This is a genomic window from Vannielia sp., assembly GCF_029212645.1.
GTDB lineage: Bacteria > Pseudomonadota > Alphaproteobacteria > Rhodobacterales > Rhodobacteraceae > Vannielia.
Genome location: NZ_JARGND010000064.1, coordinates 1 through 12,204, shown reverse-complemented (window position 1 = coordinate 12,204; position 12,204 = coordinate 1). Strand labels below are relative to the sequence as shown.

Genomic DNA, 12,204 nt, shown 5'->3' with positions numbered 1-12,204 from the left:
CATCGCGGCCAGATTGGAGATATTGAGCAGTGGTCAAAATGGATGACATAAAGGCAGGGGCCGCGAGTGCGGACGAGGTCGCCGCGGATAAACCGGCGCCGTCCGGCCCTCCCCGGCGCAGCCGCACGAGATGGACCCGACTGATCGTGATCGGCGGCGTGGTCGCCGTTTCCGTTTGGTTGGCCGCTCCGTGGGTGGCCGCGCGGTTCACGCAGGTGCACATCAACGATGCGCGGATCGCGGCGAAGGTCGTCACGGTATCCAGCGAGGTGGCCGGGCGGGTCATGGAGATGCCGGTGCTCGTCGGGGACACCGTTAAGAAAGGCGATCTTGTCGCCGCAATCGACCGCGCCTATTCGCAGCCTCAGCTTGATGCCGTTCTGTCGAGACTTGCCGCAACTGACGCACAACTGGAAGAGCTTCAGGCGCGCAGGGTGTTGCTTGAGAAGCAGTTGTCTGCGCGGCGGGACGCGGCCTTGGCCGGGATAGCTGCCGCAAAAGCAAACCATGAGGCATCGCTTGCCGTGTTGACAAACGCCCACGCCCGTCATCAGAGGGCGATCAGGCTTGCCGAGCAGAATATCACGTCGCAACAAACCCTGGACGAGTCACAGGCAGCTTTGGACACGGCCACACAGCAAGAGCGGGCCGCTTTCGCGGCGATTGAAAGCGCGCAGGCCAGTCTGGCCATCGTCGAGGCCGACGGCGAGCAGATGAATGTGCTGGAGTCCCAGATAGCGTCCGCCCTTGCCGGACGTGCGGGCACCGAAGCCGACCGCAGCCTGAAGGAGATCGACCTCGCGCTCCGCACGATCACGGCCCAGTTCGACGGCATCGTTGATGGGACCTTTGTCGATGTCGGAGAATATGTGACGCCGGGGACCCGCATTGCAATGTATCATGCGCCGGATGCCGTTTGGATCGACGCGAATGTCAAGGAGACCGACCTTGGCAAAGTTCACGTCGGTTCGCGGGCAAGCATCTCCGTTGACGCCTTTCCGGGCCGAACGTTCGAGGGCGAAGTGATCGGGATGGGCGGGGCGGCAACGAGCCAGCTTGCGCTCCTGCCCAGCCCCAACCCCTCGGGCAATTTCACGAAAGTGACACAGCGTCTGCCGATCCGTGTGTCGATCGACGCTGCCGACACAGAGCTTAGGCCTGGTATGATGGTCGAGGTTTATGTCGATGTCACAGATTGACCGCTACTTCGAGCGTTACGGCCCTTCCTACAAGTGGTTTGCGACCGGCACGATCATGGTCGCGACCATCTCGGTTGTGTTGTCCACGACAATCGTGAATGTCGCCATCCCGGCGGTTATGGGGGCGTTTGGCATCAGCGCGGTGCAGGCTCAATGGATATCGACCGGCTTTCTGGCGGCGATGACCGCCACGATGCTGCTGGCCGATTGGGCGAACCGCGCTTTCGGGATGCGGCTCACGATGAGTGTCGCGATGGGCGTATTCCTTGCGGGTTCGATCCTTGGGGGTGTCGCGCCGAACGAGACCGTGCTGACGCTGGCGCGCGTGGTGCAGGGAGCGGCGGCGGGCGTTGTCCAGCCGCTGGCAATGATCATGCTGTTCAAGGTCTTTCCGCCTGACAAACGCGGCGCGGCCATGGGGATTTATGGCGTTGGCGTCGTGCTGGCCCCGGCTTTGGGTCCATGGATCGGTGGCGTGCTTATGGATGCCTTCGACTGGCGCTTTGTCTTCTACCTGGGCCTGCCCTTCGCCGGCATCACCATCCTGCTGTCCAACCTGTTCCTGCCCAGTCGCGAAGAAAGCGGGCCGATTCCGGCCTTCGACTTTGTCGGGGTGGCGATCCTGTCGATCTTTCTTGCCGTCTTGCTCAGCACATTGTCGAACGCGCAGCGGTTGGGATGGGATTCCAACATCATCCTGTCGGGTTTCGCGATTTCCTTTGTTTCGGTCATCGGTTTCATCGCCTGGGAGTTGCATACATCCAAGCCGATGCTCGACATGCGGCTCTTCGCGAATTTCGCCTTCTCTTCAGCCTCGGTCATTGCCTTCATCATGGGGGCGGGGCTGTTTGGCTCTACCTATCTGCTGCCGGTCTTCGTGCAGCAAATCCAAGGACTGACACCCACGCAGGCGGGTCTTCTTCTGATGCCGTCGGGCTTTGCAATGCTGCTGGTCTTCCCCATCGCGGGGCGTATGTCCGACAAGGTGCCTGCACCGATCATGATCGGCATCGGCATGGCGGTTTTTGCCGGGGCCTCCTGGCTGATGGCATCTGCAAATGTCCATACGGCCTTCTGGACCCTGGCCTGGTGGACGGTTCTCTCACGGGTGGGGCTTGGTCTCGTGTTTCCTGCCATTTCATCGGGGGCGCTCAAGGTTCTGCCGCCGCATCTTCTTGGCCAGGGGTCCGGTGCGTCTAACTTCATCCGGCAGCTTGGCGGTGCCTTCGGGGTGAACCTTCTGACCGTGTTCATCGAACGGCGCACGATCATGCACGCGGATGCCCTTGCCGCGACCCAGACCAGCGACAACGCCACGACCATGGAGCTCTTGCAAAAGGTTGCCAGCCTTTTGCACGCCTCTGGGCTGCCGGACTCTCAGCTTTTGCCCGCTGCGGCATCGTTCCTGGGGCAAACCGTGATGATCCAATCCTCGAACGCAGCCTTCCAGGACGGCTTTCTTATCGTATGCGGTATTTTCCTGCTCGCGCTCGTCCCAACTTGGTTCATGTGGCGCGCCACGTCCTCCCGCACCTAGGCGCCATGGTCGCTTGCGGTGCGGCGCAAAATGACACGTTGAGCGTTTTCTCTGTGCCTCATGACGATAGCTAAAACAGTGTTCTTGTTGGTGCCGAGGTTTCGGGTAAGAATCTGTGGGCAAGTCTTCGCGTGCGGAGCGGCCTAACCACGATGATACATGCCCGCATCGACTTGTGCGGCCGGTCGACCCCGTCTTCCGCCGCTCGCCAGGATAGCCTGCAAACGCCGAAACGGCATCGAGCGGCTCACCTAAAGCTCGCCCTGACGCGGATCTGGTTGCGGGTTGATGAACCGGTGCTCTAGACTAGCCTTGATTGCTGGATGGGACGAGGTTGTTTTGAGATGCGTCATTGGATTGTAGCGATTTTGCTGCCGCTTGCCCTTGCGGCATGTGGCGCGGCAGAGCCAAGATGGGCTACGGATGAGCAGGTGGCGCAGGCGATCTATCGGCACAATGGGCCGCCGTCGCTGACGCTGGTTACTGTGATTTCCAACGAGAACGGATCGGGTGGCCATAGCGGGCTGATCGTGAACGGCAGCCAGCGTGTGGTTTTTGATCCTGCGGGTAGCTTCAAGGCCGATATGATTCCCGAGCGCAATGATGTGCTGTTCGGCGTATCCCCCAGGGTGCTGGATTTTTATATCGACTATCACGCGCGACCTGAGTGGCATGTGGTGTTGCAAGAGGTGAAGGTCAGCCCGGAGGTCGCGCAAAAGGCTTTGGCGTTGGTGCAAAACTACGGTGCAGTGCCAAAGGCGCAGTGCGCCAATAGTATCACCGAGATTTTGGCGCAGTTGCCCGGCTTCACCCAAGTTGGCAATACGTGGTATCCTAAGCGCGCGATGGCGGATTACGCCAAGGTGCCCGGTGTGAGCCAGCGCAAGATTTACGACAATGAAGAAGAGCCGGACGGCAAGGTCAGGTTTTAAGCCCCCTCAGGGCAGCAGGCTCATGCTGGCGTAAAAGCTGATCAGCCCTGCCAGCACGGCCCAGAGCAAGCTTTTGGTGCGCCATCCTACCAACACCGTCAACCCCGCCGCGATGAGGCGGGCGGGATCGGTTTCACCGCCAGTCGCGGCGGGCCATGCCAGCATCGGGGCGACCAGCGCGGGCAAAACAGCCACCGGAGTGTAGCGCAAATGGCGCAGCAACCAGGGCGGCAAAGGGCGATTCCCGATCAATCCGATAAAGCTGTAGCGGATCAGGAATGTGCCCACCGCCAGCGCCGCGATGATCGCCCAGATCGGATAGCCGCTGACGGCGCTCATACGGTGGCCTCGCGGCGGCGCTCAAGCTCGGCCCCGGCCGCCATGCCGCAAAGGCCCGCGATGACGACCCCGGCGGAGTAGGGCATCCACGCCAGCACCAGTGAAACCACCAGCGCCACGAAGGCTGCAATCAGGTGTGCTCGCGTGCGCAGGCCGGGCGCGACCAAGGCCAAAAACGCCAGCGGCACCGCCACATCCAGCGACCAGTCTTCGGGGATCGCTTGCCCGGCCAAAGCGCCAAGCAGCGTTCCCATATACCACATGAAGGCAACGGGCGTGGCGGTGCCGAAGAGATAGAGCAGCTTTTGGCGCAGGCTCCAGCCCGGATTTTCTTCATAACGCAGCAGCGAGGCGGCGTAGACCTGATCCATCAGCAGGTAGCTGACAGCGGCCTTGGCCCAGCCGTTGGCGGCCGAGATATGCGGGGCGATCGAGGCGGAATACATTGCCATCCGGGCATTTACCGCCAGTGCCGTGGCGATCACCACCAATGTGGGCGCGTTGTCATCCATCAGTTGCAGGGCCGTGATCTGGGCGGCACCGGCGATGACCAGCACGGTGAAGGTCATGACCTCAAGCAAATTCAGCCCTGCTTCGGTGCCGATCACCCCAAAGATCACCCCAAAAGGCGTGACCACAAGGGTGAAGGGGAGCGAATCGCGGAAGCCCCGACCGTAGGTTGATTTCGCTGTGGTGGATGCCATCAAGGGCCTTTAGCATGCAAATTAGGGTGGTAAACGGGCCCAATAAACCGGGAAGCGAGGTTGGGACGATGGCAGAAAACTTGAGCGAGTCAAGCAACCCCATCCTGGGGCCTGATCCGGCGGACGAGAGCCTCACCCGCGCCGTGGTGGGCAGAGATCAGACGGGCCGGAAGGTAGAGATGCGGGTGATCGAGGAACGCCCGTTGACGATTTACCTCAACCGCACCGAGGTGGTGACCGCGATGACCATCGGTGACCACCCAGAACTGCTGGCGTTGGGCTTTCTGGCCAATCAGGGGATGCTGGCGCGGGGCGAGGCCACGGCGGTGGAGTATGATGATGATCTCGCCGTTGTGGTGGTCCGCACGGCGAAGGAAACTGATTACGAGGCCAAGCTCGCCCGCAAGGTGCGCACCAGTGGTTGTGCCGTTGGCACGGTTTTTGGCGATATGATGGAAGGGCTGGAGGGCCTGCGGCTGCCAGAAGCGCGCGTTCGTGTGGCTGACCTTTATGCGCTGGCACATAAGATCAACACCATGCCGAGCCTGTATCTGGAAGCGGGAGCGATCCACGGCACGGTGCTTTGCGAGGGCACGAGACCGTTGGTTTATATGGAGGATGTGGGCCGCCACAATGCCGTCGACAAGGTGGCGGGCTGGATGCTGCAAGAGGGTGCAAACCCGGCGAACAAGGTGCTTTACACCACCGGGCGGCTGACCAGCGAGATGGTGATAAAATGCGCGCTGATGGGCATTCCGGCGCTTGTGAGTCGCTCGGGCTTTACCGCCTGGGGCGTGGAAATTGCGCAAAAGGTGGGCCTAACGCTGGTGGGCCGGATGCGTGGAGAGCGGTTTATCTGCCTCTCGGGGCAAGAGCGGCTGGAGTGGCCGGAATGAGCGACGCGCCGATCCGCCTGCGCTGCCGGATGAACCCGGAACTCAGCATCCGTGCTATGCGCGCCGGGATCAAGGAGAAGCCGCCGAGGGTGCGCAAACCCTGGATGCGTTTCGCGGTCCTTATCATTTGTGGCGTGCTTGGCATGTTTGGAGGGAATGCCCTGGCGCGGCTTGGCTGGATGCCGCCCGGTGAGGTGGCCCTTGGGTTTGGGCTGGGGTTTCTGGCGGCGTTGGTGCTGTGGCAGGTCACTTGGTCTCGCCAGTCGCGCAGGGTTGCGCGGCGGTTTGAGAGGGCCCAGCAGATCGCCGGGGAGACTGAGATGGAGCTTGGGCCGGAGGGCTTTACCATGCGTTCGCAGCTTGGCGAGAGCCGGATGCGCTGGGCGGCGGTTCAGGCGGTGTTTGCGCTGGCGGGCGGCTCGGCGCTGCGGATTGGAGCGACGACAATAGCCATGCCCGACGAGGCGCTGCCAGAGGGCATGACGCCGGAGGATCTTCGGGCGCGGATCGAGAACTGGAGGGCGGCGGCATGAAAATGCTGGGGGTGATCCTTGCCGGAGGGCAGGCTACCCGCATGGGCGGCGGTGACAAGGGGTTGCTGCGCCTTGGGGGGGTGAGCCTGTTGGAAAGGGTGATCGCGCGGTTGGCGCCGCAGGTGGAGGGCATGGCGCTGAACGCCAATGGAGATGCGGCGCGGTTTTCCGAGTTTGGTCTGCCGGTGCTTTGCGATCCGATCAGCGGGCATCCGGGGCCGCTGGCCGGGGTGCTGGCGGGGCTGGAATGGGCGGCGGGTGAGGGCGCGAGCCATGTGCTGAGCGCGGCAGCGGATACACCGTTCGTTCCGCAGAACCTGGGCGAGAGGTTGCGTGCCGCAGGGGCACCCGACGCACCGGTTTTGGCGGCCACCGAAGAAGGCGGGAAGATCTGGCGTCAGCCAACCTTTGGCCTCTGGCCGGTGGCGCTGCGCGACGATTTGCGCGGCGCGCTGGAGGGTGGATTGCGCAGGGTGGTGCAGTGGACCGACGCGCATGACGGGCGGGAGGTGACTTTTGCCGATGCGAGGGCGTTCTTCAACATCAACACGCCAGAGGATCTGGCGGCGGCGGAGGCGATGCTATGAAGGTGATGGGCGTGGTGGGCTGGAAGAACAGCGGAAAAACCGGGCTTGTGGAGCGGCTGGTGAGCGAGATTGCGGGCCGTGGCTTTTCGGTGAGCACCATCAAGCACGCGCATCACGGCTTTGATCTGGACCAACCGGGGCGCGATTCATTCCGCCACCGCGAGGCGGGCGCGCGGGAGGTGCTGATCGCTTCTGCGCGGCGCTGGGCCTTGATGCATGAGTTGGATGAGGAGGAAGAACCGGGGGTAGAGGAACTCATGGCGCAGCTTACGCCGGTTGATCTGGTGATCATCGAAGGTTTCAAGCGCGAGGGACATATGCGAATCGAGGCGCATCGCAGCGAAACCCGCAAAACGCTCTTGGCGGAGGAAGATGAGGGGATCATCGCCGTGGCCTCTGACGAGCCGGTAGAGGCGGCGGTGCCGCTGTTTGCGCTGGATGACACGGGCGCAATCGCGGATTTTGTTTTGCAGCGTGTCGGGCTGGGGCCAAGGGGTGAAAACGGCGATGTTTGACACCTTCGTCATGGTCGACTGGTCCGGCGGGAATGACCGGGGGAAGGCTGCGAAGAAGGATGCGATCTGGATGGCGGTTGCACGGCGGGGCGGGGGCGTTGAGGAGCCGGAATATCTGCGCAACCGGGCGGTGGCCGAGGCAGCGATTGGCGCAGTGATCAAGGCGGAGCTTGCGGCGGAGCGGCGGGTAATGATGGGCTTTGATTTCCCCTTCGGATACCCGCGCGGCTTTGCCGAGGCGCTCTGCGGTGAGCCTGATCCAATGGCGCTTTGGGATTGGTTGGAGGCGCGGATTGAGGATACGCCGACGGGTAACAACCGGTTCGATCTGGCCGGGCAGATCAACATGAAGCTTACCGGCGGATGTGGACCCTTTTGGGGCAATGGACTGAAGCGCGATGTGTCGGGCCTGTTGCGCAAGAAAGGCGGTCGGGAGCCACGGTTTGCCGAGCGGCGGGCGGTGGAGGAGCTGGCGAAGAGCGCCTTTACCTGCTGGCAGTTGAGCGGCGCGGGGGCGGTCGGATCGCAGGTGCTGATGGGCCTGCCGGTACTGGCACGCCTGCGGCGGCGTTTTGCCGGGGAAGTGGCAGTGTGGCCGTTCGACCCGGTGGACAAGGCGGTGGCGCTGGTTGAAATCTGGCCCTCGCTGGTACTGCCACCCCGGAAAACCGGCGATGACATCCCCGACCGTGAGCAAGTGCGCGGTGTGGCGGCGCGATTGGCCGCTTTGGCTGAGGCGGATATGGCCGAGATGCTGGATGTGAGCGCGGCTGAGGAGGGCTGGATCTTGGGCGTTTTGCCGGATGGTCGGGTGAGCGCGGCGTTGAGTGCGGCCGAGAGTACACTGGTGCCGCCTAGGCTACGGGATGATTGCTTTGCCCTGCCGCCGGGGGTTGATTGGGTGCCGGTGGACGCGGCACTGGAACGGCTGCGCGGGGCTGTATCGTCGGTGACGGGGGTTGAGCGGGTAGCCGTGGGCAAGGCCGGAGGCCGGGTGCTGGCAGAGGTGCCACTGGCGGCGCGGGCCAACCCGCCGGGGCCCAACTCGGCGGTGGATGGCTGGGGCTTTGCCCACGGTGGCCTTCCCGCGCCGGATGCCAAGGGGCGCTATGAACTGCCAATTTGCGAAGGGCGTGCCGCAGCGGGGGCGAGTTTCGCGGGCAGAGTGCCAGGGGGCATGGCCTTGCGGGTGCTGACCGGGGCATTGCTGCCCAAAGGGGTCGATACCATGGTGCTGCAAGAGGACGTGGCGAGCGACGAAAAACGCGTGGTGTTTGACCGGGCGCCAAGGCCCGGCGCCAATGCGCGGGCGGCGGGCGAGGATGTGAGCGCAGGCGAGGCGCTACTGAGGGCAGGGCACCGGCTGCGCGCGCCCGATTTGGCGCTGCTTGCGGCGGTGGGCCTGCCCGAAGTGACGGTGCGCCAAAAGTTGCGGGTGGGCGTTCTTTCAACCGGGGATGAGATTGTGGAGCCGGGGGCGGCAGAGGGGCCGCACCATACCCATGACGCCAATCGCCCGATGCTGCTGGAATTGCTACGCGGCTGGGGCCACGAGGCGGTGGACCTGGGCTGTGTGGGCGATAACCGCGCGGCTGTGCGCGCGGCTTTGGACGAGGCGGTCGTAGATGCGGTAATCACCTCCGGCGGGGCATCGGCGGGGGATGAAGACCACCTTTCGGCCCTACTACGCGAGGAAGGCAAGCTGACGGCATGGCGGATTGCACTAAAGCCGGGGCGGCCCCTGGCGCTGGCGCAATGGAGTGGGATGCCGGTGTTTGGTCTGCCGGGCAACCCGGTGGCGGCGCTGGTATGCGCGGCGATCTTCGCGCGGCCCGCGCTGGAGGTTTTGGCCGGGGGCGTGTGGCTGGAGCCGGAGGGCTTTGCGGTGCCTGCGGGCTTTGCCAAACAGAAGAAGCCGGGACGGCGGGAATATTTGCGCGCAAGGCTCAAGGAGGGGCGGGTGGAGGTGTTCCGCTCGGAAGGGTCAGGGCGGATTTCGGGGCTGGCCTGGGCCGGGGGGCTGGTGGAACTGGGCGACGAAGCGACCGACATTGCGCCGGGCGATCTGGTGCGTTTCATCCCCTATGGCGCCCTGGGGATCACATGAAGACCAAGCGGGGGCTGGAGGAAGCGCATCGCGGTGCGGCGGCAGCGCTGTTTTGGGGGGCGTTCAAGGGCAAGCTGGGGCGGATCATGCGGCCTGATGCCAAGGCGCTGAGTTTCATAACCGAGATGATACAGCCGGGTTTTGCCCTTTCGGCGGTGGAAGATGGAAAGCTGTTGGGCGTGGCGGGGTTCAAGACGCGGGACGGTGGATTTCTGGCCGGTGAGTTGAGCGATCTGGCGCGGCATTACGGCGGGTTTGGTGCGGCCTGGCGGGGTCCACTGCTCGACCTGTTTGAACGCGAACTTGCCGAGGGGCAATTGCTGATGGACGGGATTTTTGTTGCGGAGGATGCACGCGGGCGCGGCGTGGGAACGGCGCTGATTGACGCGGTAAAGGCCGAGGCGGTGGCGCGGGGGTGCAGCGAGGTGCGGCTGGATGTGGTGGAGAGCAACCAGAGAGCAAGGGCGCTGTATGAACGCTGCGGGTTCGTGCTGCGCGGCGAGGTGCGGGCCGGGGTGATGGCGCCGCTCTTGGGGTTTCGCCGGGCGGTGACGATGGTGGCGCAGGTTTAGCGCCAGAACCTACTCGCCGATGCCGGTGAGTTCGGTGAGCACAACGTTTGCGATCTTGCCCTTCTTGGCCTCGTCATACGGCGAGTCGTTTTGCGCCAACCAGTGTTCGCAGCCTTCCTTGGCGCGGGTGCGGGCGATGAAGCCCTCAAGAGCATGGATCAGTCGAAGGTGCCAGAGACCTTGCCGAGCAGCATGAAGGCGCGTGCGGTGCGGGTTTCTGACACCGATAGAATTTCGGTGTCAGAGGCGGTTTCCGCGAAGGCGGCGAAGGTTTGGTCGAACTTGCGTAGAAAGTGGTGCACGGCGTCGCGGAAGATCGGGTCAGCGCGCATCCGCCCGGAGGTGAGCGCAAGGCAGGAGCGATCCCGCACGCCATCCATGCCACTGATCGCCTCACCGCGCTGCCCTTGGCCAAACTTGCGCCAAACGGCGGGGCGGGCGGGCTCCGGCGTGAGGTCATCCATGTAAATGCCGTCTTCGGAGAGCAGGGTGAGCACATCTTGGGCCGAATGGATCAACCCGGCAATCTTTGGATCCCGCAGGGCTTTGCGAAGGGCAGCGAAGCCTGCCTTGTCTTTCTCGTTTTCCGGGAAGTTCAGCGCGCGGGTGAACTCCTCAACCGAGATCGGATCCCCTTGCGGCACAGGCGCGGCACCAAGATCAAAGGTCGGCTGCGCCTCGGTCAAGGCGGCAGGCGCGGGCTCGGGGCGGCTGAGGGCAGGCTTTCCGGGCAGCGGCACCTCGGCGGCCAGCCCGGCGCGTGAGGCAATGCGGGCAAGTGCGGCCTCGGAATTGCGCTGGGCTGTTACCAACTCATCAATCTTGCGCTCCATGCCGCCGCGCACAACCTCGGAGCCGGGGCTTTGCTGTTGGGAAACGTAGCTGTGGCGCAGCGCATCCACCGCCGCTGTGAGGCGGGCACTTTCATCGTGCATGATGCGAGCGGATTTGGCGGAGCCGATGGCGATCCAGATCAGCGCGATGGGCATGAAGACGGCGAACAGCGTCATGACAAACATCAGCGGATCGAAACTGGTTTCGTCGCTGGGCACGAGCAGGAAAAACCCGCCTGCCGCGACGATCCAAAGCACCGTGAGGCCGATGCCGATGAAATCGGCCGAGCCAAAGCGCGGGCCCGCAGGTTCGTCGCGCGCCCCTTGCGGTGTGCGGAATGGGGCGCCGGTGCCCGTTGTCAGCTTGTTTTCCGTGTCGCTCACCGTCGCAACGCCCTCCGCGCGATCAGATCGTTCAGACGTATTTCACCGTCAGCACTTCATAGCTCTTGTCGCCACCCGGCGTGCGCACTTCAACGCTATCGCCTTCTTCCTTGCCGATCAGGGCGCGGGCGATGGGTGATTTGATGTTCAGCAGGCCCTTGTCGATATTGGCCTCGTGTTCCCCGACAATTTGAAACGACTTCTCCTCATCGGTGTCTTCGTCAACGATGGTCACTGTCGCGCCAAACTTGATGGACCCAGAAAGGCGGGACGGGTCAATCACCTCGGCCAGCGAGAGCACGCCTTCGAGTTCCTTGATCCGGCCTTCGATGAAGCTCTGCTTCTCCTTGGCGGAATGATATTCAGCGTTTTCAGACAGATCGCCGTGCTCACGGGCCTCGGCGATTGCCTTGATGATGGCAGGGCGTTCGACGCTTTTCAGCGTTTTTAGCTCGGCGTCCAGAGCGCTGTGGCCAGCGCGGGTCATCGGTATCTTGTCCATCGGAAACCTTGGCTTTTACCTTGGGAGAAATGGTAACACTCCCCGCCTTAACTCAATCGGGGTGGGGAAAGTCAATAGTCCCGAAACGGTTACCCCGGCGGGGTGGCGGAAAAACGGTCAGGCACGAGGCAACAGGCGGAAGATGAGCAACCTTCTGAGATTCGTGGCGCGGTATTTCCCGGCGAGGCTGTTTTTTGTGGCGGTGGTGCAGGGCAATTCGGTGGCATGGGTCATGGAGATGGGCGCAACGCTGCCCGGCTCAAGGCCGTTTTTCGTCCAACGCGGATGATGGCTTGCCCTGGCTGTTGCGGCGCCGCTCTTTGTGCTGCCCAAGAGCGAGTTGATCCACGCGGTGGGCTTGGCCGGGATTGGCCCCTCATCGCGCAGAGCGGGCTATCGGTTGGGCCGATTTTCCATGTTCGCCTTTTGTGCGCCAGCGGCATTGCCCATAGCACCGCAGGGCAGGTGCAGGACTTTTTGAGGCCCACCTATCAAAGCGCCGCCAACACGCCGGGGCTGCCTGCAAATTGCCAGAATTGAGCCCAGAAACCATCTGATTGCCTG

Annotated in this window: 14 protein-coding genes; 10 read left to right on the top strand and 4 right to left on the bottom strand. The window is 63.3% G+C overall.

Translation table 11 applies throughout. From position 1 onward, the window contains the following. Nucleotides 1-38: 38 nt before the first annotated feature. From P1U55_RS14620 to P1U55_RS14610, 3 genes are all read left to right on the top strand, one after another. Nucleotides 39-1,199, top strand: coding sequence for an HlyD family secretion protein (locus P1U55_RS14620; protein ID WP_301048367.1), 1,161 nt, complete (start codon nt 39-41; stop codon nt 1,197-1,199). Then, nucleotides 1,186-2,736 (top strand): DHA2 family efflux MFS transporter permease subunit, encoded by a 1,551-nt coding sequence (locus P1U55_RS14615; protein ID WP_301048366.1) that lies wholly within the window; start codon nt 1,186-1,188, stop codon nt 2,734-2,736. Before P1U55_RS14620 ends, P1U55_RS14615 begins: the two co-directional genes overlap by 14 nt. A gap of 344 nt (nt 2,737-3,080) precedes the next feature. Further along, nucleotides 3,081-3,668 (top strand): hypothetical protein, encoded by a 588-nt coding sequence (locus P1U55_RS14610; protein ID WP_301048365.1) that lies wholly within the window; start codon nt 3,081-3,083, stop codon nt 3,666-3,668. 6 nt (nt 3,669-3,674) lie between these two features. Here P1U55_RS14610 and P1U55_RS14605 read toward each other — a convergent pair whose 3' ends face one another. Continuing rightward, a complete protein-coding gene (locus tag P1U55_RS14605; RefSeq protein ID WP_301048364.1) occupies nt 3,675-4,007 on the bottom strand; it encodes an AzlD domain-containing protein in 333 nt (110 codons plus the stop codon). Next, nucleotides 4,004-4,711, bottom strand: a complete 708-nt coding sequence (locus tag P1U55_RS14600) for an AzlC family ABC transporter permease (RefSeq protein WP_301048363.1) — start codon at nt 4,709-4,711, stop codon at nt 4,004-4,006. The genes P1U55_RS14605 and P1U55_RS14600 overlap by 4 nt, the downstream gene beginning before the upstream one ends. Nucleotides 4,712-4,779: 68 nt before the next feature. Here P1U55_RS14600 and P1U55_RS14595 point away from each other — a divergent pair, with 68 nt between their 5' ends. Genes P1U55_RS14595 through P1U55_RS14570 form a run of 6 tightly spaced genes read left to right on the top strand, consistent with a single transcriptional unit; the run spans nt 4,780 to nt 9,921 of the window. Continuing rightward, entirely contained in the window at nt 4,780-5,607 is an 828-nt protein-coding gene (locus P1U55_RS14595) for a formate dehydrogenase accessory sulfurtransferase FdhD (RefSeq protein WP_301048362.1), read from the top strand. Further along, nucleotides 5,604-6,140 carry a hypothetical protein gene (locus tag P1U55_RS14590; RefSeq protein WP_301048361.1) on the top strand — a complete coding sequence of 179 codons (537 nt, stop codon included), beginning with the start codon at nt 5,604-5,606 and terminating at the stop codon, nt 6,138-6,140. The genes P1U55_RS14595 and P1U55_RS14590 overlap by 4 nt, the downstream gene beginning before the upstream one ends. After that, nucleotides 6,137-6,727, top strand: coding sequence for a molybdenum cofactor guanylyltransferase MobA (gene mobA, locus P1U55_RS14585; RefSeq protein ID WP_301048360.1), 591 nt, complete (start codon nt 6,137-6,139; stop codon nt 6,725-6,727). The genes P1U55_RS14590 and mobA overlap by 4 nt, the downstream gene beginning before the upstream one ends. Then, nucleotides 6,724-7,242: a molybdopterin-guanine dinucleotide biosynthesis protein B gene (mobB, locus tag P1U55_RS14580; RefSeq protein ID WP_301048359.1), complete on the top strand. Its 519-nt coding sequence runs from the start codon at nt 6,724-6,726 to the stop codon at nt 7,240-7,242. Before mobA ends, mobB begins: the two co-directional genes overlap by 4 nt. Beyond that, entirely contained in the window at nt 7,235-9,349 is a 2,115-nt protein-coding gene (locus P1U55_RS14575; RefSeq protein WP_301048358.1) for a molybdopterin-binding protein, read from the top strand. Before mobB ends, P1U55_RS14575 begins: the two co-directional genes overlap by 8 nt. Further along, entirely contained in the window at nt 9,346-9,921 is a 576-nt protein-coding gene (locus P1U55_RS14570; protein ID WP_301048357.1) for a GNAT family N-acetyltransferase, read from the top strand. The genes P1U55_RS14575 and P1U55_RS14570 overlap by 4 nt, the downstream gene beginning before the upstream one ends. 158 nt (nt 9,922-10,079) lie before the next feature. Here P1U55_RS14570 and P1U55_RS14565 read toward each other — a convergent pair whose 3' ends face one another. Together P1U55_RS14565 and greA are read right to left on the bottom strand one after the other, a co-directional pair. Beyond that, nucleotides 10,080-11,138: a hypothetical protein gene (locus tag P1U55_RS14565; RefSeq protein WP_301048356.1), complete on the bottom strand. Its 1,059-nt coding sequence runs from the start codon at nt 11,136-11,138 to the stop codon at nt 10,080-10,082. A gap of 31 nt (nt 11,139-11,169) precedes the next feature. Next, the gene (greA, locus tag P1U55_RS14560) at nt 11,170-11,640 is read right to left on the bottom strand and encodes a transcription elongation factor GreA (RefSeq protein WP_301048355.1); all 471 of its coding nucleotides are present in this window, start codon (nt 11,638-11,640) and stop codon (nt 11,170-11,172) included. A gap of 142 nt (nt 11,641-11,782) precedes the next feature. Here greA and P1U55_RS14555 point away from each other — a divergent pair, with 142 nt between their 5' ends. Then, nucleotides 11,783-11,929 carry a hypothetical protein gene (locus tag P1U55_RS14555; RefSeq protein ID WP_301048354.1) on the top strand — a complete coding sequence of 49 codons (147 nt, stop codon included), beginning with the start codon at nt 11,783-11,785 and terminating at the stop codon, nt 11,927-11,929. Nucleotides 11,930-12,204 lie beyond the last annotated feature (275 nt).

Excerpts from the sequence above, each read along its gene's own strand:
- P1U55_RS14620 (WP_301048367.1), top strand. The coding sequence starts at position 39 with ATGGATGACATAAAGGCAGGGGCCGCGAGTGCGGACGAGGTCGCCGCG.
- P1U55_RS14615 (WP_301048366.1), top strand. The coding sequence starts at position 1,186 with ATGTCACAGATTGACCGCTACTTCGAGCGTTACGGCCCTTCCTACAAG.
- P1U55_RS14610 (WP_301048365.1), top strand. The coding sequence starts at position 3,081 with ATGCGTCATTGGATTGTAGCGATTTTGCTGCCGCTTGCCCTTGCGGCA.
- P1U55_RS14605 (WP_301048364.1), bottom strand. The coding sequence starts at position 4,007 with ATGAGCGCCGTCAGCGGCTATCCGATCTGGGCGATCATCGCGGCGCTG.
- P1U55_RS14600 (WP_301048363.1), bottom strand. The coding sequence starts at position 4,711 with ATGGCATCCACCACAGCGAAATCAACCTACGGTCGGGGCTTCCGCGAT.
- P1U55_RS14595 (WP_301048362.1), top strand. The coding sequence starts at position 4,780 with ATGGCAGAAAACTTGAGCGAGTCAAGCAACCCCATCCTGGGGCCTGAT.
- P1U55_RS14590 (WP_301048361.1), top strand. The coding sequence starts at position 5,604 with ATGAGCGACGCGCCGATCCGCCTGCGCTGCCGGATGAACCCGGAACTC.
- mobA (WP_301048360.1), top strand. The coding sequence starts at position 6,137 with ATGAAAATGCTGGGGGTGATCCTTGCCGGAGGGCAGGCTACCCGCATG.
- mobB (WP_301048359.1), top strand. The coding sequence starts at position 6,724 with ATGAAGGTGATGGGCGTGGTGGGCTGGAAGAACAGCGGAAAAACCGGG.
- P1U55_RS14575 (WP_301048358.1), top strand. The coding sequence starts at position 7,235 with ATGTTTGACACCTTCGTCATGGTCGACTGGTCCGGCGGGAATGACCGG.
- P1U55_RS14570 (WP_301048357.1), top strand. The coding sequence starts at position 9,346 with ATGAAGACCAAGCGGGGGCTGGAGGAAGCGCATCGCGGTGCGGCGGCA.
- greA (WP_301048355.1), bottom strand. The coding sequence starts at position 11,640 with ATGGACAAGATACCGATGACCCGCGCTGGCCACAGCGCTCTGGACGCC.
- P1U55_RS14555 (WP_301048354.1), top strand. The coding sequence starts at position 11,783 with ATGAGCAACCTTCTGAGATTCGTGGCGCGGTATTTCCCGGCGAGGCTG.